Here is a 21,924-nt window from a genome sequence, read left to right as displayed (position 1 = left end):
ATCTCACTGAATTCCTAAAATTTTCCCTAAAGAAGGTATCTATGCACGGGGAAGAGTCACTTTTACAAGACATTGGTCTCAGTATTATATTTGCTACAGTTTTGAGTCATATTGCTCGCATTCTCAAACAGCCGTTAATCCTAGGTTACATTATCGGTGGTGCGATGCTTGGGAAAGAGATGGGATTCGAACTCGTTACCAACGAAGCAAGTATTGAACTCATTTCCGAAATTGGACTCATCTTACTTCTTTTCATCATTGGTCTTGAGATCAATCTTGCGGAACTCGCTAAAATGGGAAAGGCGATGTTCACACTCGGTATCTTACAATTCACTTTATCTGTTGCTTTTGTATATTCTGTATTTCCATTTTTTGGTCTTTCTATTGGTTCTGAAAAATTTGACCTTCTTTATATTGCCGTTGCTCTCTCCTTAAGTTCGACATTAATCGTTGTTAAACTATTACAAGACAAGGTAGAAATCAACACTCTCTCAGGTAAATTAACCGTTGGGGTTTTGGTTTTCCAAGATATATGGGCCATTTTGTTTATGGGTGTACAACCCAACCTAAACAACCCTGAAATTTTAAAAATTCTATCTTCTGTTGGAATCATTGTACTACTGATTGCGTTTAGTTTTAGTGTCAGCCGTTATGTTTTAGCTAAGTTATACAAAGCATGTGCCAGTAGCCCCGAGTTAATACTTCTAACATCAATTATGTGGTGTTTTTTGGTTTGTGGGATCGCTGGAGAAGCTGGTCTTTCCAAGGAAATGGGAGCTCTTGTTGCAGGTATGAGTATTGCAGCTTTTCCTTATGGTGCCGATGTGATTTCCAAACTGATTGGTATCCGAGATTTTTTTGTGACTCTCTTTTTTGTGGCTCTTGGACTAAAAGTTCCGCTTCCCAGTTTAGAAGTGATTGGACTTTCTGCTGCGATTATCGTGCTGATGTTATTTGTTAGGATGATCACCATTGCCCCAGTCATCATCAAACTGAACAAAGGTGTAAGGAATGGGTTTCTTACGGCACTAAACCTTGCTCAGATATCTGAATTCTCCCTCGTAATCTTAGCGTTAGGTGCCGGTTTCGAACACATTACTCCCAAACTACAAGCAGTCATTTTAACTTCAACCATCATAGCATCCGTTTTATCTACTTACATCATTATGTTTAACCATAATATTGCAGCAACCTTCGAACGATTACTCGCTCGAGTGGGAATCTCTGACCAAACAGAAGACGCTAGTAATGAAGAGAAAGTCGGTCATGGTGGCCACGGTGGTCATGGAGACGGAATGGTGAGAGACATTATCGTACTTGGATACTTTCGGATTGCTCGTGCCTTTGTCGAATACTTAGAGGACTTATCACCATCCCTCATCAAACGGATCATCATTGCTGACTACAACCCTGCTTTCAAAGACGAACTCACGAACAAAGGGTTCCAGTGGGCGTATGCTGACCTTGCTCATCCCGATTCCTTATCACATATTGGGCTTCATGATGCTTCGATGGTCATTTGTACCATCTCTGATTCCTTTCTCAAAGGAACAAATAACAATCGTTTGCTTTCCACTCTTAGCAAATTAGCACCGAATGCAAAAATCATTTTGACGAGTGATGAACCGGGTGAAGCAAAAAAGTTAGTCGCTGACGGTGCACAAAAAGTAATTATCCCCGGTGTGATCACTGGTGAATTTTTATATGAATACATTTCGCGAGGGATGCGAAATAACAACTAAGAGAATTGGATGATCAAATGAAGTTTCAGAACCTTATCTGATTTTACTTCGAATTTCACTGAGAATTTCGATTTGAATCGCTTGGATTTTCATCATTTTTGACCATTGGTCCAGTAAAAGATGATCCACTTTTTCATGTAAGGTTCTGATTTCAATTTCAGATTTTAGATTAATTTTGTAATCATTCTCTGAACGAATTCTATCTTTCACCTCTTGTCTGTTTTGGCTCATCATAATGATGGGTGCTTGTATGGCAGCAACACATGACAAAATTAAATTCAATAGTATAAATGGGTATGGGTCAAAGGCATTGAAATAAAGATAAAAACTATTTCCTAAAATCCAAAGGATTAAGACAGAAAAAAAAGCGATAATAAATTTCCAACTTCCACCGAAGGATGCAACTTTGTCTGAAATTTTTTCACCCCATGTGATTGCTTCCGTTTTTAACGAGGTATCTATCGTCAAAATTTCGTTATCATTAATACTTTTGATAACTTCTCTTTCTAAATTTTCAATATTACCTTTTTCTTCTTCAACCAAATTGGTAATATACTTCATTCGAAATAGATTAAAATCATTTTTACAAATTTTACTTTGTTCATTCCAACCGGGAAAATCAGAATGAATCAATTCTACTATTTCTTCACCAATTCCAATGGCGCTGATCAATTGATTTTCTCGGAATGATTTTTGACACACAAAACAAATGTTATTTTCCATGGACTAAATCAGACCTTTCTCTTGGAACTCTCGCTTCACAACTTCTAAATCGGCAGGAGAATCCACTCCTAAATTGGCTTTCTCTGCAAGAAACACTCCTATCGTTCCACCATTTTGTAAGGCACGAAGTTGTTCCAAAGACTCAAAGGTTTCCCAATCAGAAGGAGGTAATTGGTTATAAGACATTAAAAAATCACGTTCATACGCATAGATACCAAGATGGCGATGGTATTTGGCATCACCTTTAAAGGAAGCAGGGATAGGAGAACGAGAAAAGTAATTGGCTCTTGCGTTTCTATCGAAGACCACCTTTACTTTGTTAGGATCTTTAGGATCTTCTGTAGGAGAAAAAGGAACAGCAGCAGTAGTCATTTCCCAATTGCGGTGTTTGGTTTTTAAATTCACCACTCCATCAATAAGGTCTGTTTCCATTCCCGGTTCATCCCCTTGGATGTTTACAATGATTCCGTAATTAGGAAACGTTTCTGCGACTTCAATGATTCTATCAGTTCCTGTCGGATGGTCGGGGCTTGTGAGAACAGACTCACCTCCAAATCCCAAGACAATATCATGGATTCGTTTGTCATCTGTTGCTACCACCAAACGGTGGAAAGACTTTGATTTTGAGGCATGTGTATAAGTCCACTGGATCATTGGTTTTGTGCCAATGAGGGCCAGTGGTTTTCCAGGAAATCTTGTACTCGCGTAACGAGCAGGAATCACACCGAGAATCTGGTCGGACATAGTCCTAGTTTACCAAGAACTCGGTAAAGTAAACCTCTTTGATTTTTCCGTTCGTCAAAATGTGATTTAAGTGGGCTTTGATTTCCTCACGTAAATCCAATTGATTCGTAATGGATTTTAGATCATCTTTTGTTTTACGAGCTATCACCAAGTTGATAATGTTTTGCATTTGAGCCACACGTGCCGCAAGTTCTGCAGAAAGTGCTGGTTGGCCTGATTCAAATCCAAGAGACATCTTCAACTTCACAAAGTGTGACTCTCCAACATCAGAAGTATTCACTCGGAACTCTTCCTGAAATGTGTAAACTTCCAAAGGAGGTGGAGCTTTCACAAGTGAGATATTCTTTTGTTGTTTGAAAACACTTGTTGCTGTTTTCTGAGCAACAAACATCGATATTACGGTTACAATGATAATTCCAAAAATGGCCGCAGCGATGTACAATAACCATTTGACAATGGGGGACATCCCAGCAGAGGCGGAACTACCTTCGGCTAACCCACCTTCTTCTTCATCTACTTCACGGTCACCCATGTTAAAATTCTCCTTCTACATTTGTTTCAGTGTTCGGTAAACGAGTGTCAGGTAGTCCGTATTTACTTTCTCCTGGTCCTCGTTTTGTAGACTTCTCAGTTAAAATGATGATATCCACTCTTCTGTTAAAAGCCTTTGCTTCAGGTGTACCTTCATTTTCCAATACAAGAGGTCTGTAGGATCCAAAACTTACTGCTTGGAACCAACTAGGCTCAATTTCTTCTGCATTGATCATAAATACAGTGGCGTTCACTGCCCTCGCTCCCGCCAAATCCCAGTTATTGATATATTCTCTTTCTTCACGACCAGGTCGACTCACTGGATTCACAGCATCATCATCACTATGCCCTTCCACGCGAACAAATCGTTCGAGTCCTTTGATAAGACCTGCAGCTTTTCTTAACGTTTCTCGGATAGCAGGCGTTAGGATAGCGGACCCTGGATAAAAATAATCAGCACCTACAAGAGATATCACAAGGCCTCTTTCGTTTTCCGAAATTCGCACCTTCCCTGCTTCTACTTCTGGTTTGAAAACTTCTTGTGCATCTTTTTTAGATTTGGATAAGTTACGACCTACCACTTGGGATGGCAAAGATTCAATTTGCATCCCCATTTCTTCCAAAGATCCTTTTGATAATGTTTGTCCACCTGTGAAAAATCCTGTGGTGGATTTAAATGCCGAGAGGATGATTTGCATTTCCTTTGCATCTGTTTTCCCTGTTGTATACAGAAGGATAAAGAAACAAAGGAGAAGAGTCACCATATCCCCGTAAGTTGCCATGAACTCAGGCACTTTTTGGATACATTCAGGGCATTTTTCTTTTTTGGAAGCCATGGTTAAGGATTAATCTCCATCATCTTTTAAGGCAACACGTTCTGCAGGAGTTAAGAAACTCGCAAGTTTCTCTTTTACAATCCTTGGGTTATCTCCCGACTGGATTGATAATGTACCTTCCACCATCACTTGTTTGATCACAAGTTCATCTTCTGATCTACGTGTTAACTTTCTTACTACTGGTGCTGCAAATAAGTTCTGTGCAAGAGATCCGTATAATGTTGTAATAAGAGCTGTCGCCATACCTTGTCCAATGGCACTCGCATCCCCACCACCTAAGTTCTTTAACATCCCTACAAGACCCACTAGGGTCCCAAGCATTCCGAACCCTGGCGCAAAACCAGCGTAAGCATCCCACCAACCACGACCATACGCATGACGTGATGCAGTGTTTCCAATTTCTGTTTCCATGATGTTACGGACAAGTTCGGGATCGGTTCCATCCACTACGAGTTGGATTCCTTTCTTTAAAAATTCTTCTGGTAATTCGTTGATATCATCTTCTAAGGCAAGTAAACCTTCTCGACGAGCTTTTTCAGAGAAACTAACAAGTGTCGTGATGAGTCCAGGTAAATCCGAAGGTGGATTTTGAAAGGCTTTTTTAGTCACCGCACCCACACCGATCGTGGATGTCCAAGGGAAAGAGATGATGGTAGCAGCAGCTGCCCCACCGAATGTAATCATGACGGATGGAATATCAATTAGGTCGGTGAGTGCAAGACCCCCCGAAACAACCCCAAGTAACATCAAGGCCACTCCTAGGGCCAAACCAATGACTGTAGCTATATCCATTTCTTATGTTTCCTCAGGCCTTTTATCACTCACTCGAGGCAGGTTGTGGATTCTCGTTTGGTAAGTGATTACCTTTTCCACAACGTCCGCAACAGACTCTTGTACAATGAATTTCTTTTCATTCACAAGAGTGATGATCGTATCTGGATTGGCTTCAATTGTCTCAATCAAATCTGCATTGAGAACAAATTCAGCCCCTTTGAGTCGGTGTAAAATGACCAAGAGATCCCCCTTCAGAGATTTCTATTTATGTCTATCGACTACCTTTCGAATTTCGCTTACGAATTTTTCTTCCGTGAATCGATTGATGGAATTTTGGAAATCCCAACGTTTGAATTGGATTTTTTCTGCCCGTTTGATGGCGTCGTTTAAGGATTTTACGGTCTGTTCTTCAAAAAAGACACCAGTTTTGCCATCTTTTACCGACTCGAGTGCCCCACCCTTTCCATAGGCGATGACCGGAGTGGCGTAAGCCTGGGATTCCACTGGTGTGATCCCAAAGTCTTCCATTCCTGGAAAAATGAACCCACGTGCCTTTTTGTAGAGTTCTACGACTTCCTGGCGCGGTAATCCTTTTTTCCATAGGATGTTTTTTGGGAGATTTTTTGTGAGTTTCCCCTCTTCCTGCCCCCCACCTACAAGGATGAGAGGTTTTCCATTTTCACGGAAGGCTTCGATGGCTAAGTCAATTTTTTTATAAGGAGCAAAGGCAGACACCATCAAATAATAATCATCTTTGGAATTGTCATGCACTCGAAAGTCTTGTGGCAAACATGGTGGATAAATGATTTTATAATCTCGTCTGTAATACTTTTGAATTCGTCTTCCCACAAAATGAGAGTTACATGTAAAATAATCCACACGGTTGGCAGAGGCAGCATCCCATGTTCGGAGGTAATTAGCTATGGATTGTAATAGGAAAAATTTAAAACCCTTCCTTGCCGGGAAATAATCATAATACATATCCCAGACATAACGCATGGGACTATGAACATAACTCAAATGAAATGTATCCGGGTGAGGGATCACTCCTTTTGCAACACAGTGAGAAGAACTGATGACAACATCATACCCTTTTAGGTCCAATGTTTCAATCGCTGTCGGAAATAAAGGCAAATAATATCGATAGTATTTTTCTTTGAACGGTAAATTGTTTGTGAAAGCTGTTGTGATCTTTCGATTTTCAATTCTTGCGTTGAGTTTGCCTTTTGAGTAAAAAAGACTAAACAAATCTGCTTCTGGATAAGCTTTTAACATACTATCGAGGACAACTTCTCCTCCTCGCATTCCAGTGAGCCAGTCATGTATAATTGCAACTTTCATTATTCTTGTGGTCCAATCCTTCTTCCTGTAATCGGCGTTGTACGGCCGTAATACGAGGCTGTTATTAAAAATGGTATAGGCATGGTGTTCTCCAAATTTCTAGAACTTTCCATATACCTTCTTCCTTCTTTTCCTATCGTTTCTGCGTCTTTGATGGTCGCAAGAAGTTCATCATACATCTCAGTACTTCCAATGATTTTGGGAATTGTACCTTCTGTTTGGTTTAATTTATCGGTGATGGACCGAAAATCCAATGTGATTTGTCGGAGGTCAGATCGATTTTCTTCCATCGTGGCAGAAGTTGCTTTGAAAAAATCATCAAAATACCTTGCGGATGGTAAGTAATCAGGAGATTTTTCCCCTTCACGAAACGTGGGTTTAAAAAAGGGACGTTTTCCGTCGGAACTACCTGGGTTGATATTGATAATCCTTCCTGAAAATAATGTCACTGTTTGGAAATCCACTTCATAATTATCCCAAAGGGTAAGTGGGTCCTCGAGTGCAATGTGTAATTCGATCGCATGATCGATGTTATGGTCAAGGAACCGTCTGTCAGGAACATCCATCAGTGGCCTTGAGTCAATATGGGCAACATACCCTTTTTGGATCCCAAGGATTCTAACTTCTGTCCCTTCTTTGATCCCATCGATACGTGAATAAAATAACGAAAGTCGGTAAGGGTATTTTTTAGTGGGTCTGTCTGGTTCTATGACAGTTGTAAAAAATGCAAAAACTAAAATCGAAAAAAAAATGATACCAGTGATGGTTTCGTTATTTAATTTTTTTGATTTCACGGGGTACTCAAAGTACTTTCCCTCAAAAGAAAGAGTTGGCAAGCAGATTTTCCGTGAGTGAATGGGATGAGATGAAAGCAGTCACCATCCTCAAATACGATGAAATCGAACCACAATTGGAACTCCGTGAAAAAGAAATTCCAACACCAAAAGAAAACGAAGTCAGGATCAAAATCCACCTCTCTCCCATCAATCCATCGGATTTGATGTTCATTCGTGGTTTGTATGGATTCAAAAAAAAAGCACCTGTCTCTGCAGGATTTGAAGCCAGTGGAACCGTCGATGCAGTAGGAAGTGCCATCAAAACTTTAAAAGTGGGGATGCCTGTTTCCTGTGTGGCCCCTCAAAATGATGGCTCATGGGCTGAGTATATGATCACAACGGAAGACAACTGTTTACCGTTAGTGGATGGTGTCACACTTGACGAAGGTTCTAGTTTTTTTGTAAACCCAATGACCGCTTGGGCGATGGTATCCCGATGCCAAAAAGAAGGACACCAAGCAATGATCCAAACGGCAGCTGCAAGTGCCCTTGGCAAAATGGTGGTTCGCCTTTGTAAAGAGAAAGGAATTCCACTCATCAACATCGTTCGAAAAAAAGAACAAGAAGATACCTTAACTGAAATTGGTGCAGAACATATTTTAAATTCCAGTTCACCAAATTACCAAAAAGATTTATTCAAACTTTCTAAAAAACTAAACGCAACATATGCTATTGATGCAGTCGCTGGGGAAACAGCACAATCCTTAGTAGAATGTATGCCTTATGGGGCAAAAATAGTTTGTTATGGTGCCTTGTCTGAAAAACCATTTTCTGTGAACTCAGGGATCATTCTTTTCCAAAACAAAAAAATTGAAGGATTTTGGCTGTCTTCATGGATTTATGAAATTGGATTGGAAGAGTTTCAGAAACAAGCAAAAGAAGCACAAAAATACTTAAAGACTGTATTCCAAACAAAAATTAACAAACGATTTAAGTTTGAAGAATACAAAGAAGGTTTAGAATTTTATAAACAACATATGACCGAAGGGAAGGTAGTGTTTGGTCCGTAACGTTGTAAAACAATTTGGAATCTATTTTTTTGGTTCATTGGTACTGATCAATTGTATCAGTGATACCAAAAAAAATTTAGAAAGCCTAAAGGCGTGTAAGTTTGATTTGGTGGACGTTCGTGTTGAATTGAAACCGAATCCTAGTTTTCCATTGATACCACTTCTTGATTTGTACCCCCAAGTATCTGTTACAAATCCAAATCCTACAAAAGTCAGCATTTACGAATTTGATTTGGATATCGAACTCGTAACAAACCAAGGCAAAGAATATATTGGAAAACTCCAAAATCAAACTCCTGTGGAAGTAGAACCAAATTCAGAAACACTTGTTGTTTTAAAACTAGTTCCCGAACAAAAAGGTTCCCTCCTTCCCAAATTACTTTTGTTAGCAAAACAATTGGGAGAGGCTGCAAAAAAAGGGGAAGAAGCAGAGTTTGAAATTTATGGAACCGTACAGATAGATAGTGTATTTGGAAAATTACCAGTCCCTGTTCGGGAAGTTTCTCGGATCAAACTGAAACGATGAACCAAAAACTTCTCTCTATTATTCTTCATTTTAACATCACTTTGGTGTTCTATAGTTGTATCCAACAACGAGATGATTTATTTTATTCTGCGCAAGAAGGGAACCAAAAGATTTTTGAAAAGTATACTTTAAAAAACTCAGCATGTGGTTCTAATAAATTACCTGGCGCACTTGCTTTAGGCAGAGTCAAAATCGACGATGCAAATCTTTGTTTTAGAGCCATTGAACTTACAACTTGCCCAGCTTGGAATACCGAAGGGTACACTCCCGATTCTTGTAAGGCGATTGGAACAAGTTTTCGTTAACTATGTGGCGTTATTTATTTGATTTATCAACTGCAGAAATGTTTCTGTTCGCAGCATTGGGACTCGCTGGTGTCTTTTTACTTTTATTTGGAAAACTTAGAAAAAAAGAATCAGCCTCCAATCAAAAATCAAAATCCAACTCCACTTCCTTAGAAAACAATCGAAACTCCGATGGAAAATCGAAAAAGGATCCCAAATCACCAAAAGATAACAACCTAAAGGTGATGGAAATTTTTGATTATAATGGTACAAAAATCCTCCACCAAGATGGAGCCTATACAGTCAATGACCAAGGTGTTGTTACCAATTATATGAATTGGAATCTACTACCATCAAAATACCAAATGATGGTGAAAGAACTCGACAATCGTTCGTTAGGGGAAAAAGGACAGGATTATTTTTTGGAAATGATCAATGGTTTTTATTATGTATCTCTGCCAGGAGGAAAAAAGAAAAGATACGACTCGATCCAAAGTATCCCAGCAGACATACGCAAACGATTGGGTGTATGATTTTAACTTAAGTCGATAACACTTCCACTTTCTTTTTGGTTTTAATTTCTTGTTTTTGTTTTCGAACAAGTGCCATCTCTTCTTTCTTAAGACGGTCTCTTTGAATGCCTTCTTCAATCACTTTTTTAGGTGGTTTTTTTAAGTCCCAAACAATCCCAAACCAACTTAATACTTTTAGAATGTAATACGTTATATCTATTTCATACCAATAAAAACCTTGGTTCACCGACGAACAGTAGTAATGGTGGTTATTGTGCCAACCTTCACCCATTGTGAGCAGTGCCAACCAAACATTGTTTTTACTTGTATCTCTAGACTCAAAGCGAACCGACCCATATACGTGAGAAAGTGAATTGATGGTCCATGTGGCATGGCCTAGGATAAAAGTGGATACAGCATAACCATACACAAGCCAAGCCCAACCACCAACAACATACAATAGAATTGCATAGGTAAGAGGAGGGATCCAGTGGTTACGATCGAGCCAACGTAATTCTGGGTATTTATAAAAATCGGGGATCAGTTTGGCTTCATAATCATTGTAATCATCTCTTAGAAACCAAAACATATGCGAATACCAAAATCCCTTTCGGCTTGGGGAGTGGATGTCTTTTTCGGTATCAGAATACTTGTGGTGGTTTCTGTGGTGAGCTGCCCACCACAAAGCACCTTTTTGCATGGACATGGACCCGATCCAAGCAAGGACAAATTGGAAAACTCGGGATGTCTTAAACGATGCGTGGGAAAAATAACGATGGTAAGCACCTGTGATTCCGAACATACGAAGGAAATAAGAACCAACCGCAACCAAAACTAGAGTCCAGGAAAACGGGACGGTAAATACCGTTAAGACAGTCGCTTGGACGAGAAAAAATAAAACGAGGAAAAGTAAAGGTGCCTGTTCTTTGACAACAGGTTCCACCGAAGAAGATGCAGAATTCATTCAATAACCTATACTTATTGGAGTCTTTCCAAAGGGTTTGGTTGCAAAAAAATTCATTCTACTTGATTCCCGATTTGCCTCTCCTACCCTGTCCATAAACCCATGTCATCGAAAATCGTTGTCCAAAAATATGGTGGAACCTCTGTTGGTGACACCACCAAAATACAAAATGTGGCGAAACGCATCAAACGTTACCACGACGAAGGCCAAAAGGTTGCTGTTGTAGTTTCTGCAATGGGACATACTACAGACGAACTGGTGGACCTTGCTGATCAAATTTCGAAAAACCCGCCAAAACGGGAAATGGATATGTTACTTTCTACTGGGGAACAAGTATCCATTGCCTTACTTGCCATTGCTCTCAACGAATTAGGAGTTCCTGCACAATCTTTTACAGGTTCTCAATTAAAAATTTTAACAGATGGAAACTTTTCCAATGGTAAAATTGAAATGATCGACAGGTCCAGAATCGACGAAGCCTTTAACAAAGGAAAGGTGGTAATCGTTGCTGGTTTCCAGGGGATCGATAAAGACGAAAACATTGTCACCTTAGGACGAGGTGGAAGTGATACTTCTGCTGTGGCTCTAGCAGCAGCCCTCGGAGCAGACGAGTGTGAAATTTATACGGATGTGGACGGTGTTTATACAGCCGATCCAAGAAAAATCCCAACTGCCAAAATGCACAAACAAATCACTTATGAAGAAATGTTGGAACTAGCAAGTTTAGGAGCTGGTGTCTTACATTCACGAAGTGTTGAATTAGGAATGAACTATAACGTGGTCATCCACGTTCGATCAAGTTTCCATGACAAACCGGGAACTTTAGTAATGAGTGAGGATAAAATTATGGAAAAAATGAAAGTGAGTGGAGTAACAGCAAAAAGTGACCAAGCGCGTGTTACGATTGCGGATGTAAAAGACAAACCAGGAATTGCTGCTGATCTTTTCACTCAACTATCCAACAAAGATGTCATCGTAGATGTCATTGTACAATCCTCACCAAGAGATGGAATCAATACCATTTCCTTCACGATTGCCAAAAAAGATATTGGTGCGACAAAACCAATCATCGAAGCCTATGCCAAAGAACACGGAAACGGTAAGGCAGAAATTGACGAAAATATTTCGATAGTTTCTGCAGTCGGTGTTGGAATGAAATCACATGTGGGTGTGGCTGCAAAAATGTTCCAATCCCTCGCAGAAAAAAACATCAACATTGAAATGATTTCCACATCTGAGATTAAAATCTCGTGTGTCATCAAACAAAACCAAGCGGAAGATGCAGTAAAAGCTTTACACACTACCTTTATTGGGTAGTTTTATGACCGTATGCAAAAAAGAATTCGAATCTCGCGTAACTTCGTTTTAGTTTTTGCAGCGGTTGTTTGTTTTGCTCTCGCTGTTCCCACAAAACCTCTCAACTCCTATGAATCACTCAATGCAGTTCTCGCCATTGTTGGTCCAAAATCCATATCCACTTTGGATTATGAAGAAGGTGTAGAGAGGTATAAAAACCTTTCTCGATTTTTCCCAAATTACCGCAAAAAAGGTTCTCTCCATTCGCAGGTGATCGACTTTCTCATTGATCGGGCTGTGGTTGATATCGTTGCTGAAGAAGAATCAATCCAAGTGAATGAAAAACGAATCGAAGCAGAAATTCAAAAAAGAATGGATGCTCAAGGGATCAGTGACTTAGAACAATTTAAAAAATCGGTTCAAAACCAATTTAATTTGCCGTATGACATTTGGTTGGATGACCTTCCTTACCAAATTAAAAAAGGACAACTATTACAAATTAAAGTAAGTCCTCCACTTCCTTCAGAACAAGAAGTACAATCATGGTATAACAAAAATAAGTCGAAGGTTGGAAATGAATTTAAGTTTCGTGAGCTTGTTTTTTCACCAGCCAATGGTTCCATTGAAGAAGAATCTCGTTTATTTAACGAACTCACTGAGATTAGAAACAAATCTATGAATGACCCTTCCTTTTTTAAGCTTGTGGCATCTGGTCCAAGAAATGAGTCTCGTTACCGATTGAATGGAGGACTTGTTAACTGGGTGCCTACATTTGAATTGTACAAAACCCAACCTTCCACTGCTTCTGTGTTAGCACAAGTCGGTGGACAAGGAAAATTCTCTGAAGTATTCCGTGACGATAGAAAACGATACTGTTTAGTATATATTGAAGGAATGAGACCAACACCTCTCGATGCTGTTAGAAAAGGGATCCAGGGATTTTTATTTCGTGAAAAGGAACAAACTTCTTTCGAAGAATGGGTTGTTGTCACACGCAAAAATATGGCAATCACAATCTTTGATCCAATTTACATCAAAGAACATAATATAAATAATCCCGAAGAAAAGTACAATTCAGATTAATGATCAATCGCAAAGAATACAATCCAAGTTTTGCCGTTGTTTATTTAGACACCCAAACACTTTCATTTTTAGAATCTAATTTTGATATAAAATTATTTGAAACATTTGTTTCAAAACTTCACAAAGTGTTTCCCAATTTAAATCTCCACATAAATGTGAATGATTCCGTTAAATCAAAGTTATTTGGTTCAAAATTCGTAAATTCATTTGTTTTTTACGAACCAAATATAACAGAAATTGAATTCTTCAAACAATTTGGAAGTTTATTACCAGAATCAGTTTTTAAAGATCCAGAATGGGACGAAGTTTGTTTTTTATATTTTACTGGAATTTCACCTTTACTCAACACATCGTTAACTGAAAAAATTTGGAATCGCCATAAAAACTTTTTTTCACAGTATTCTTATTCGGAAAACATTCCTCCTGGCCTAATTCCAACGGTGATCACTAGAGAATTTTTGAGTTCATTACCAGACCAACTAACAACCGATATTCATTCCTTTTTTCTTAAAAATATCAACCAATATGATGTAGATATTTTTTTCCAATCTCCTGATTTACGACAATTACGTTTGGATTTTCGTTATCATTCGGTACGCTCCAATATTCTCATCAACGGATTACTTGCAATTGCAGATGAAATTCCATACGAAGATTTACACTCCACTTTAAAACAAAATCCCGAATTGTTTCGCAGTTCCCCATCTTATATGGAATGGGAAATTTATAAGGGATGTGAACTGTCCTGTGTATTTTGCCCACGCGAGTTCGTTGATAAATCAAATGATGGAAGTTTTGTTCCACTCACTTCTGTAAAAACAATGGTTTCAAAATTCCAAAAGGAATTAACTTCTCCTATCACCATCAGTTTATCAGGAAATGGGGAACCACTTTTACACCCTGAGTTTACCTCAATTATAAAAGAAATCCTCACTCTTCCCCAACTCAAAGAACTCATCATTGAAACAGCACTATACAAAAATGTTGATGTTTTGGTTTCTCTCATCCAGGAACTAGACCAAACAAACAAAGAAAAACTTTGTATCATTACTAATCTCAGTACCTTAAAAGAAGAAACATACCTAACATTATATGGCAAAAAAGGACTTACTACTGTTTTAGAATCAGTAGATACTCTTTCTAAACTATTACCAAAAAATTCTTTATATGTGCAAATGATTAAGATGAAAGAAGTAGAAGATGAAATTGATCCTTACTTTACTTCATTTGAAAAAAAAGGAATCAACATCATTTTACAAAAATACAATCGTTTTGCCAATCAACTACCAGAACGAAGAGTCAGTGACCTTACGCCAATCCATAGAGACTTTTGTTGGCATTTAACACGCGATTTATATGTATCTGTAACAGGTGATGTTTCAATTTGTAAACAAAACCAAACTAAAATCATTGGAAATCTCTATACTGAATCCTTATCTGATGTTTGGAAAAAAGGCCATGACTCCTTTCGCCTAAGTTTTAATGGCGAACATGACAAAATCCCTGCACCTTGTTTGAATTGTGATGAGTGGTATACATTCAACGCATGATAGTTTTGCCTTCATTCAGGCAAGACTAGGCTCAACACGATTTCCAAAAAAAATATTAAAATCAATTCCTGAGGATTCAGGAGTCACATTTTTAGATCATATCCATCGGCGATTGTCAACCGTATTTGAACACAACCAAATCATCTTCCTCATCCCAGAATCAGATGAAGAGTCCATTCGATTTCTAAACTCCAGAGGTTATCTTTATTTCTGCGGATCTGAATTGGATGTTAGGGATCGATTTCGCAAAGCGGCAAAACATTTTGGTGCAAAACATATTTTTCGACTAACGGCTGATAATCCATTTATAGATATCAATTCAATTCGTTATTTATATGAAGCAATTTTAGAAATCAAGGACACTTATTATAGTTTGTCAATGAGTGGGTTACCTCTTGGAATGGGTGTGGAATGTTTTTCAACGGCTTCATTGTTTTATGATTCAGAAGAAACCCAATTGGAAAGACATATAGAACATGTATCCTTACACATAAAGGAATTCCCAGAAATTCATAAACAATATCGACTTTCTCCACCCCATTTACAAACACTAGACATCTTTCGAAAATTACAAAACGGTGAGATATCACACCTCAGGATCACAGTTGATGAGAAAAAAGATTTTGAAATGATCTGCAACATTTGGATTCAACTGGGAGAAACGAATCCTTTTTTTGGAGCAGAAGAAGTATTACAATTATATGATTCTAATCCAAATATTTATGATTTGAATGCAAACGTAGAACAAGTTGTATTTACACTTCCCAAAACAAAAAAAAACAAAAGGAGGGTTAATGTTTTATATGGGAACCCAATCCAATTCGGATACGGACACTTTGAACGTTGTAAATCCTTATCAATTTACTTACAACTGAATGGTTATGATGTTCAACTCATAGATTCATTTTTAGAAAAAGAATCAAACATTCCCCATATATTTGATACAAGGGAAATCGAATACCCAGTTCAAAATGCTTTTTATATCGATAACTTCAATCATCCACCGAACACAACCAATTCTACTTTTTTTCTCCCACACCCTTCCATTTCTATTCCGAATGAGGTTTCACTTTCCTACTATAGTTCACCATTGTCTGAACTCAAATCAACAATTCCAGAATCATCTGGAAAATTATTGGTTTATGCTGGACAATTGGATGAAACCGAATCAACACAGCTTGATGAATTTTTATTAAGGTTCCACCAATCCAAAAATCAAGTGAATCCACATTTTCATTCCATTGTGCGCATTGGTGGAAAAAAACCAAAGGATTCAAAAATTGAATACCAACCAAGAATTTCGTATTCAGAATTCCTCAGAGAAATTGATTCATCAGAATGGGTTTGCACATATTTTGGTCAAACGATGATCGAAGGAATGGCAAAATCCAAAAAGGTATGTTTAATTGGAATTTCTGAAATCCATGAAACTCTTGGTTTGTTTGCCGAACAAAAACTAGGAATTCCATACATTGCTTCCTTATCCAATCTGAATCAAATCGATCATTTTCCTACCAAAACGGACTCAAAGAAAATCAAATTGGTTCGCGATGCTCATACAAAAATTCTAAGTTGGTTAAATTCCATTAATTAAACACGATATGAAAATAAAACTTAAGCTCATCTTCACCCTATTCTTCTTTGTAAGTATTCAATATGCCTTAATTGCTGAGGATCAGGAATCGATTGAGATCAACGCAAAAATTGAAATCGAAAAGGTAAGTCGAAATATCATCAATGCTTTACGTTATGGAAAATTTGGTTTAGCAGATGCAGAGTGGAAAAAAATCCAATCAGAAGTTTACAAATCATATGCTGAGTACGATTATTTAAACGGAAGTTTGTTATATTCAAGAATGGAATGGCAAGAAGCCAAAGAAAGTTTAAATCGAACTCTAAAAAAAGAACCGAATCATGAAGCCGCAAGTTTCTTACTAGGTATGATTTATGCGCAAGAGGATAGTTGGTCTGAAGCAAAGGAAACTTGGTTAGAAACAAACCAAATTTCACCCTATAATCCTTTTTATCATTATAACTTAGGATTAGCGTACTACATTTTAAAAGATTACAATAATGCCATTATTTCTCTCAGCAAATCTTTGGAATACAAAGCCAATTATAATGAAGCAAAACTTATTTTAGCAAAAACCTATTTGGAACTTAACCAAGTAGAAAAAGCAAAAACAGAACTCGCTGCTATTTTAGAACAAGATCCAAAACATATATTAGCATCTCATTTAATGGGACGAGTGGTGTATTTACTCGAAAAAGATCCAAAAAAATCTCTTACCTACTTAAAAAATCCAAGGGCATTGGGTTGGAGAGAAAAAAAGGTATACGCTCGTTGTTATTTTGAAATGAGAAAATGGAGAGAAGCGGAGAATTTACTCAGACCAATTGCGTATTCACCGTTTGCTGACGAATACGATCAAAGTTTTTATCTTAACTTACTTCTCAATCTTGGCTTTGATGAAAGGGCTAACGACTTTTTTCATTTCATCCAAAAACAATCTCAAAACGAATCGAAAATTGCAGAAGCGTATAGAATGTTACTCTCTTCCCGTGAAGGAAAAGATTTACTCTATCACTACTTTAAATTGCGATATTAGATTACGAAACGACGATATCGGTTTTGGCTTGGGTGTATTTCCACTCCACTGCCACACGAATCAATTTTTCGTTTTCTGTGATGCTCAGTTTGGATTTGATTCTGGAACGTAAGGTTTCAATTGTAGAAGGTGCAAGTCCCATATTGGCTGCAATTTCCTTCACAGGCATCCCTTCTCCAATCATAAGAAATACTTCCAACTCTCGATTGGACAATCGATCAATTGGATCCTTTTCGTCTTTTTGAGAAGCACGATACAAATGCCCAAGTAGTCTTGTCGCTTGGGAAGAACTTACAAAATAATCACCCTTTAGTACGGTGTGAATTGCTTCTACAATTTGTGTGGTTGTATCTTCTTTGAACACGTAACCCATAGCACCTAGTTTGAATGCACGATCCACAAAGGTATCGTCCGTCAACATACTGATGATGATGACGGCAATATTTGGAAAAGTTGTTCGAAGTTTCTTCAGAAGTTGTAAACCGTTTTGGTTTTGTTTGAGTTGGATATCAATCAAAACAAGTGTAGGTTGCATTTGTTCTATATCGTTAAAGGCTTTTTCAATATTATCTGCACTTCCAATACACGCTAAATCATCAGATTTAGCGATTAGGTTTTGTAATGCATCTACTACAAGAGGATGGTCATCAACGATATAGACTTGTTTTTTCATAACTTCCGGCTCTAAGATTCTTTTAACGCTGCAATCATCTCTTGCGTAGCTTTTTTACCATCACCAAACAACATCAAACAGTTATCAGCAATGAAGAGTGGATTGGGAACTCCCGCAAATCCAGCACTCAAACTTCTTTTGATCACAACTACCGTTTTTGCATTTCCAACATCCAAGATCGGCATACCAGCAATTGGTGATTTTGGATCTGTTTTTGCAAGTGGGTTCGTTACGTCATTAGCGCCATTAACGATTACAACATCAACATTTTCGAAAGTACTATTGATCTCGTCCATCTCTTTCAATCGATCATAAGGAATATCTGCTTCAGCGAGTAGTACGTTCATGTGACCAGGCATACGACCTGCTACTGGATGGATTGCAAAAGTAACATCGATTCCACGAGCCGTTAAGAGTTGGTATAAATCTCTTACTGTATGTTGTGCTTGTGCCACAGCCATACCATAACCTGGAACAATTACGACACTTCTTGCAACATCAAGTAACATTGCCACTTCTTCTGCACTCGTTGATTTGACTTTACCTGAGTAAAAATCGCCATCATCTTTCATTTCTGTAGCGACAGCCCCGAATCCACCAAAGAGAACATTCGTCAAACTTCGGTTCATCGCTTTACACATGATTTGTGTCAGAATGATTCCAGATGCTCCTACAAGTGATCCTGAAATGATAAGCACATTATTATTGAGAACAAATCCTGTTGCAGATGCCGCGATCCCTGAGTAAGAGTTAAGAAGGGAAATCACAACTGGCATATCAGCTCCCCCAATTGGAATCACAAGGAAAATTCCAAGTAGTAAACTCACACCACTTAAGATCCAATAAATAGACTCATCTGTTGGTTCCATACAACCATACACACCAAGTCCAACTGCAGTGAGTCCGACTAAGATCTTAACAAGTTGGTCACCTGGGTAACGAACTGCTTTTTCAGTGATAAAACCTTGTAACTTTCCGAAGGCGATAAAACTTCCAGAGAAAGTAATCCCACCTACGATGGCAGAGAAAACAATCGAAACAATTTCCTGGTAATTCACTGCTGTCGCATATTTTGGAATCGACAATTGTAATGCAGCACCTGCTACGAAAACAGAAGCAATACCACCGAATCCATTGAGAACTGCCACAAGTTGAGGCATCGCAGTCATTTGGATTTTGATTGCGAGGATAATTCCAATCACAGATCCAATGAGAACACCAACAGCGATCCATTCATAAGAAAGTATTTCCCTGTCAAAGAGTGTTGCGACAACGGCGATGAGCATCCCCAGTGCACCGAGTAGGTTTCCCCGAGTGGCTGTCTTTGGATGTGCTAATTGTTTGATACCAATGATGAATAGGATGGAAGCAACGAGGTAGGCTAAATTTAAAATGCTGATGAGTTCCATTATTTCGGTGCATCCTTTTTCTTGAACATTCCAAGCATTCTATGTGTAACGAGAAATCCGCCCACAACGTTGATGGTAGCAAAAATAACAGAGAGTAAGCCCAAAATTTTGGTGATATTGCTCTCTTGGATTCCAGCAGCATACAATGCACCGATGAGGGTGATGCCGGAAATGGCGTTCGAACCCGACATAAGTGGGGTGTGGAGGATGGGAGGGATTTTTGTGATGATTTCAAATCCCACGAAGATCGCTAAAACGAAAATCGTGACGGCTGTAACAAATATTTCCATAAACTAGTAGTAGTTATGGAAAAAATGGCCATTTTGGAAACAATATTTTCGGGAATTTTACGTAAACTAGGGCCTCGTCCAGACTTTTGAACCAAATGTCCTGGGTTTGGAATGTGTTACTTAAATCAAATTCAGTACCAAATCCTCAGATTCCCTAAAAATCAAACAACGATTTTGAATTTCCAAGGAGCAAAAACATAAATGTTCCGAGTGATCCTGTGTGGAATCTGAAAATTTCATTGGAACGAATGGGAAAGATCTCAAATTGTATCCAGAACTCTTCAGAAGAGATACATAATAATTGTTAACTTTATTTTCCAGCAATGTCATTTCTACAGGTGGAAGTTCTGGGTATGGAAGTACAAGAATTATCTGTGTAGAACAATCATGTTAAAACCAAAGGTTCTTTAGGAAAAATAGATTCGTTAATTGTTTTGACAGAATTATAGGAACCACTACCCTCTTTGGTGGTTCCTAAGATGAAATTCTATTTCTTCCTTTTCCTTTTTTTATACCAATGCCAAATCAGCTGGTACCACACCCGAGTTTCAAAAGATAAAGGACATGAAATTCCAATTTCCGAAAGTGAATCAGTGTTTGCAAGAAACGGTGTTTCTTGTTTTATCTCAAGTATCCCCTTCCAGATGGAATCGGAAAATTCACAGACCTATTTGGCTTCGGAAAAACAAATCGATTTCCAATTCATCGAGAACATTCGAACCAATTTAAAACTCAAGAATACAAACTCAAGACACATCAAACAAATATATGGAATTCCTAATTCTTGGCCGTATTTAAAAGAGTTAGAATCGTTTCGTTCTAACAAAACATTCGAACGATTCAAACGAATCGAAAACTTGAATGGGAACCCAACCGATAAAAAAACTTTGTCCAAATATGCTGAAATCGTCGATGCAGACACATTTTTTTATACAAATGACCAAACTTACTTAGATCATGAAATAGAAAACTGTGATACATACTATCAATTGAATTATGCAAAAAAAGAAATCGATGACATTAACTCACTTTTATTTGTATTCACATTAGGTGTCATTCCAGCATTACAATATGAAAATCATTATTTTGTCGTTTCCAAAAGAAAATCATTAGAACCGAATCCAGAAATAACGACATACAAATTTGGTTTTAGAAAAGTAATCTCTTGGCTTTTTTTACCGACATTCAATCTTTTTAATGAAGTTATACCGTATAACCAAGATTATAGATTTTTTGACCATTCTAAAGACCAGTTTTTGGATTCACTAGAAAACAAATACAGCAATCCACTACCAATCAAATATTTAAATCCGGTATATGGAGACATTAGAGGGGATATTTATCGATCAGACTCTGGTTTATTTGAAACAATGATTCCTGTAGATGTAAGGTTTGCCGTGCTAAGAGATGGAAAAGAAAAAGTAAGTTTTTATGATCCAGTCCGTGGTCTCTACAAAATCCAAGCGATCAAAGTTGATGAGAAAATTGAAGCAGATGTGGTCTCCAATGGACTTGAATTTACATTGAAGAGTTTCATTAAAACAAAGTTAGTTGATAAAATCCAAAGACAATTCCCTCAATCAAATATCAAACATGAATCTTTCACACCTGAATACCGAAACGGAACTTACACATTTTTACTAGAAATTGACAAACCAGAATCAGCTTACGAAAGTGCCAAGAAAGAATTGTTTATTTTCTCTTGTTTTAAATTAGAAGACCGGATCTTCATCCTTTCAAAATCGTTACCGAATGTATCCAATGAACCAATTTCACAACAACTTGCAGAATCAGAAATCTTAAGTTTTTATGCGATCACCAAATTCCGTGCCAAATATAAGGAACCCAAACCAATCAACTTGGAAGTCAGTATGAATGATGCAAAAGGTAAATCATTAACAGATGTAGAAGATGAAAATGACGAAGAGGAAGAAGATGATGAAGAGGATGATGAAGAAGAGGAATTACCTGGATCTATTACTTCAAGTGAAATAGATTTGAATGGATTATTTGCCTTGTTAAAAGCAAGAACTCATATTCCTAAGGGAAAACTAGATATCAAACCTGGTCGTTTTAAATTCAACCAGGCAAGGATGCGTTCTCCTAAAATCACTCGTTCCAAATTCAATATAAAACCTGGACGAAGTAAAAATTTTTCGAGACCAGCCAAATGGAGAAAGTAGGAAAGACA

At 37.9% G+C, this 21,924-nt stretch carries 23 protein-coding genes; 11 read left to right on the top strand and 12 right to left on the bottom strand.

All coding sequences use genetic code 11. The features are described 5' to 3' along the window. Nucleotides 1–41 precede the first annotated feature (41 nt). Nucleotides 42–1,742 (top strand): cation:proton antiporter, encoded by a 1,701-nt coding sequence (locus tag ND812_RS03905; protein WP_265374358.1) that lies wholly within the window; start codon nucleotides 42–44, stop codon nucleotides 1,740–1,742. Nucleotides 1,743–1,775: 33 nt separating this feature from the next. On the opposite strand, the gene ND812_RS03900 is transcribed toward ND812_RS03905, so the two are convergent. The 8 genes from ND812_RS03900 to ND812_RS03865 are packed head-to-tail and all read right to left on the bottom strand — an operon-like array spanning nucleotide 1,776 to nucleotide 7,485. Further along, entirely contained in the window at nucleotides 1,776–2,444 is a 669-nt protein-coding gene (locus ND812_RS03900) for a DUF1003 domain-containing protein (RefSeq protein ID WP_265374357.1), read from the bottom strand. A gap of 24 nt (nucleotides 2,445–2,468) precedes the next feature. Continuing rightward, a complete protein-coding gene (gene kdsB, locus ND812_RS03895; protein ID WP_265374356.1) occupies nucleotides 2,469–3,209 on the bottom strand; it encodes a 3-deoxy-manno-octulosonate cytidylyltransferase in 741 nt (246 codons plus the stop codon). Nucleotides 3,210–3,213: 4 nt separating this feature from the next. After that, a complete protein-coding gene (locus tag ND812_RS03890; protein WP_002972703.1) occupies nucleotides 3,214–3,741 on the bottom strand; it encodes a flagellar basal body-associated FliL family protein in 528 nt (175 codons plus the stop codon). Between the two features lies 1 nt (nucleotide 3,742). Continuing rightward, nucleotides 3,743–4,576, bottom strand: coding sequence for a flagellar motor protein MotB (gene motB / locus ND812_RS03885; protein ID WP_012387231.1), 834 nt, complete (start codon nucleotides 4,574–4,576; stop codon nucleotides 3,743–3,745). Between the two features lie 9 nt (nucleotides 4,577–4,585). Then, nucleotides 4,586–5,368, bottom strand: a complete 783-nt coding sequence (locus ND812_RS03880) for a motility protein A (protein WP_265374355.1) — start codon at nucleotides 5,366–5,368, stop codon at nucleotides 4,586–4,588. Between the two features lie 3 nt (nucleotides 5,369–5,371). Next, nucleotides 5,372–5,590 carry a flagellar FlbD family protein gene (locus ND812_RS03875; RefSeq protein WP_265374354.1) on the bottom strand — a complete coding sequence of 73 codons (219 nt, stop codon included), beginning with the start codon at nucleotides 5,588–5,590 and terminating at the stop codon, nucleotides 5,372–5,374. 21 nt (nucleotides 5,591–5,611) lie between these two features. Beyond that, nucleotides 5,612–6,691, bottom strand: a complete 1,080-nt coding sequence (locus tag ND812_RS03870) for a glycosyltransferase (protein ID WP_100719984.1) — start codon at nucleotides 6,689–6,691, stop codon at nucleotides 5,612–5,614. Next, the gene (locus tag ND812_RS03865) at nucleotides 6,691–7,485 is read right to left on the bottom strand and encodes an MlaD family protein (RefSeq protein ID WP_265374353.1); all 795 of its coding nucleotides are present in this window, start codon (nucleotides 7,483–7,485) and stop codon (nucleotides 6,691–6,693) included. The genes ND812_RS03870 and ND812_RS03865 overlap by 1 nt, the downstream gene beginning before the upstream one ends. A 35-nt stretch (nucleotides 7,486–7,520) precedes the next feature. Between ND812_RS03865 and ND812_RS03860 the strand changes: the two genes are divergently transcribed. Genes ND812_RS03860 through ND812_RS03845 form a run of 4 tightly spaced genes read left to right on the top strand, consistent with a single transcriptional unit; the run spans nucleotide 7,521 to nucleotide 9,880 of the window. Beyond that, nucleotides 7,521–8,537: a zinc-binding dehydrogenase gene (locus ND812_RS03860; RefSeq protein ID WP_265374352.1), complete on the top strand. Its 1,017-nt coding sequence runs from the start codon at nucleotides 7,521–7,523 to the stop codon at nucleotides 8,535–8,537. Beyond that, complete coding sequence (locus ND812_RS03855) at nucleotides 8,527–9,063, top strand: LEA type 2 family protein (RefSeq protein ID WP_265374351.1); 537 nt, start codon at nucleotides 8,527–8,529, stop codon at nucleotides 9,061–9,063. Before ND812_RS03860 ends, ND812_RS03855 begins: the two co-directional genes overlap by 11 nt. Then, on the top strand, nucleotides 9,060–9,368 hold the full coding sequence (locus ND812_RS03850; RefSeq protein ID WP_265374350.1) for an LIC13255 family lipoprotein: 309 nt from the start codon (nucleotides 9,060–9,062) through the stop codon (nucleotides 9,366–9,368). The genes ND812_RS03855 and ND812_RS03850 overlap by 4 nt, the downstream gene beginning before the upstream one ends. Nucleotides 9,369–9,370: 2 nt before the next feature. Then, a complete protein-coding gene (locus ND812_RS03845; protein ID WP_265374349.1) occupies nucleotides 9,371–9,880 on the top strand; it encodes a hypothetical protein in 510 nt (169 codons plus the stop codon). Between the two features lie 7 nt (nucleotides 9,881–9,887). On the opposite strand, the gene ND812_RS03840 is transcribed toward ND812_RS03845, so the two are convergent. Beyond that, nucleotides 9,888–10,823, bottom strand: coding sequence for an acyl-CoA desaturase (locus tag ND812_RS03840; RefSeq protein ID WP_265374348.1), 936 nt, complete (start codon nucleotides 10,821–10,823; stop codon nucleotides 9,888–9,890). A 102-nt stretch (nucleotides 10,824–10,925) separates the two neighbouring features. Between ND812_RS03840 and ND812_RS03835 the strand changes: the two genes are divergently transcribed. Genes ND812_RS03835 through ND812_RS03815 form a run of 5 tightly spaced genes read left to right on the top strand, consistent with a single transcriptional unit; the run spans nucleotide 10,926 to nucleotide 17,361 of the window. Continuing rightward, nucleotides 10,926–12,140: an aspartate kinase gene (locus ND812_RS03835; protein WP_135653150.1), complete on the top strand. Its 1,215-nt coding sequence runs from the start codon at nucleotides 10,926–10,928 to the stop codon at nucleotides 12,138–12,140. A 12-nt stretch (nucleotides 12,141–12,152) separates the two neighbouring features. Then, nucleotides 12,153–13,202: a putative peptidyl-prolyl cis-trans isomerase gene (locus ND812_RS03830; RefSeq protein WP_265374347.1), complete on the top strand. Its 1,050-nt coding sequence runs from the start codon at nucleotides 12,153–12,155 to the stop codon at nucleotides 13,200–13,202. After that, complete coding sequence (locus ND812_RS03825) at nucleotides 13,202–14,752, top strand: spiro-SPASM protein (protein WP_265374346.1); 1,551 nt, start codon at nucleotides 13,202–13,204, stop codon at nucleotides 14,750–14,752. Before ND812_RS03830 ends, ND812_RS03825 begins: the two co-directional genes overlap by 1 nt. Continuing rightward, entirely contained in the window at nucleotides 14,727–16,346 is a 1,620-nt protein-coding gene (locus ND812_RS03820; RefSeq protein ID WP_265374345.1) for a cytidylyltransferase domain-containing protein, read from the top strand. Before ND812_RS03825 ends, ND812_RS03820 begins: the two co-directional genes overlap by 26 nt. Before the next feature lie 7 nt (nucleotides 16,347–16,353). Further along, nucleotides 16,354–17,361, top strand: coding sequence for a tetratricopeptide repeat protein (locus tag ND812_RS03815; RefSeq protein WP_265374344.1), 1,008 nt, complete (start codon nucleotides 16,354–16,356; stop codon nucleotides 17,359–17,361). A 1-nt stretch (nucleotide 17,362) separates the two neighbouring features. Here ND812_RS03815 and ND812_RS03810 read toward each other — a convergent pair whose 3' ends face one another. The 3 genes from ND812_RS03810 to ND812_RS03800 are packed head-to-tail and all read right to left on the bottom strand — an operon-like array spanning nucleotide 17,363 to nucleotide 19,733. Next, nucleotides 17,363–18,034 carry a response regulator transcription factor gene (locus tag ND812_RS03810; protein WP_108960220.1) on the bottom strand — a complete coding sequence of 224 codons (672 nt, stop codon included), beginning with the start codon at nucleotides 18,032–18,034 and terminating at the stop codon, nucleotides 17,363–17,365. Nucleotides 18,035–18,045: 11 nt separating this feature from the next. Further along, nucleotides 18,046–19,443, bottom strand: a complete 1,398-nt coding sequence (locus ND812_RS03805) for an NAD(P)(+) transhydrogenase (Re/Si-specific) subunit beta (RefSeq protein WP_265359078.1) — start codon at nucleotides 19,441–19,443, stop codon at nucleotides 18,046–18,048. Then, entirely contained in the window at nucleotides 19,443–19,733 is a 291-nt protein-coding gene (locus tag ND812_RS03800) for an NAD(P) transhydrogenase subunit alpha part 2 (RefSeq protein ID WP_035983036.1), read from the bottom strand. The genes ND812_RS03805 and ND812_RS03800 overlap by 1 nt, the downstream gene beginning before the upstream one ends. Before the next feature lie 479 nt (nucleotides 19,734–20,212). On the opposite strand from ND812_RS03800, the gene ND812_RS03795 reads away from it, so the two are divergent. Continuing rightward, on the top strand, nucleotides 20,213–21,916 hold the full coding sequence (locus ND812_RS03795) for a hypothetical protein (RefSeq protein ID WP_265374343.1): 1,704 nt from the start codon (nucleotides 20,213–20,215) through the stop codon (nucleotides 21,914–21,916). Nucleotides 21,917–21,924: the final 8 nt, after the last annotated feature.

Source organism: Leptospira limi (assembly GCF_026151395.1).
GTDB lineage: Bacteria > Spirochaetota > Leptospiria > Leptospirales > Leptospiraceae > Leptospira_A > Leptospira_A limi.
Note: the sequence above shows the minus strand (reverse complement) of the source record. Positions and strands in the feature narration are given on the sequence as shown.

Bases quoted from the DNA above. Each gene is read 5' to 3' on its own strand.
- ND812_RS03905 (WP_265374358.1), top strand. From the start codon at position 42: ATGCACGGGGAAGAGTCACTTTTACAAGACATTGGTCTCAGTATTATA.
- kdsB (WP_265374356.1), bottom strand. From the start codon at position 3,209: ATGTCCGACCAGATTCTCGGTGTGATTCCTGCTCGTTACGCGAGTACA.
- ND812_RS03890 (WP_002972703.1), bottom strand. From the start codon at position 3,741: ATGGGTGACCGTGAAGTAGATGAAGAAGAAGGTGGGTTAGCCGAAGGT.
- motB (WP_012387231.1), bottom strand. From the start codon at position 4,576: ATGGCTTCCAAAAAAGAAAAATGCCCTGAATGTATCCAAAAAGTGCCT.
- ND812_RS03880 (WP_265374355.1), bottom strand. From the start codon at position 5,368: ATGGATATAGCTACAGTCATTGGTTTGGCCCTAGGAGTGGCCTTGATG.
- ND812_RS03870 (WP_100719984.1), bottom strand. From the start codon at position 6,691: ATGAAAGTTGCAATTATACATGACTGGCTCACTGGAATGCGAGGAGGA.
- ND812_RS03850 (WP_265374350.1), top strand. From the start codon at position 9,060: ATGAACCAAAAACTTCTCTCTATTATTCTTCATTTTAACATCACTTTG.
- ND812_RS03845 (WP_265374349.1), top strand. From the start codon at position 9,371: ATGTGGCGTTATTTATTTGATTTATCAACTGCAGAAATGTTTCTGTTC.
- ND812_RS03840 (WP_265374348.1), bottom strand. From the start codon at position 10,823: ATGAATTCTGCATCTTCTTCGGTGGAACCTGTTGTCAAAGAACAGGCA.
- ND812_RS03835 (WP_135653150.1), top strand. From the start codon at position 10,926: ATGTCATCGAAAATCGTTGTCCAAAAATATGGTGGAACCTCTGTTGGT.
- ND812_RS03830 (WP_265374347.1), top strand. From the start codon at position 12,153: ATGCAAAAAAGAATTCGAATCTCGCGTAACTTCGTTTTAGTTTTTGCA.
- ND812_RS03825 (WP_265374346.1), top strand. From the start codon at position 13,202: ATGATCAATCGCAAAGAATACAATCCAAGTTTTGCCGTTGTTTATTTA.
- ND812_RS03820 (WP_265374345.1), top strand. From the start codon at position 14,727: ATGAGTGGTATACATTCAACGCATGATAGTTTTGCCTTCATTCAGGCA.
- ND812_RS03815 (WP_265374344.1), top strand. From the start codon at position 16,354: ATGAAAATAAAACTTAAGCTCATCTTCACCCTATTCTTCTTTGTAAGT.
- ND812_RS03810 (WP_108960220.1), bottom strand. From the start codon at position 18,034: ATGAAAAAACAAGTCTATATCGTTGATGACCATCCTCTTGTAGTAGAT.
- ND812_RS03805 (WP_265359078.1), bottom strand. From the start codon at position 19,443: ATGGAACTCATCAGCATTTTAAATTTAGCCTACCTCGTTGCTTCCATC.
- ND812_RS03800 (WP_035983036.1), bottom strand. From the start codon at position 19,733: ATGGAAATATTTGTTACAGCCGTCACGATTTTCGTTTTAGCGATCTTC.
- ND812_RS03795 (WP_265374343.1), top strand. From the start codon at position 20,213: ATGAAATTCTATTTCTTCCTTTTCCTTTTTTTATACCAATGCCAAATC.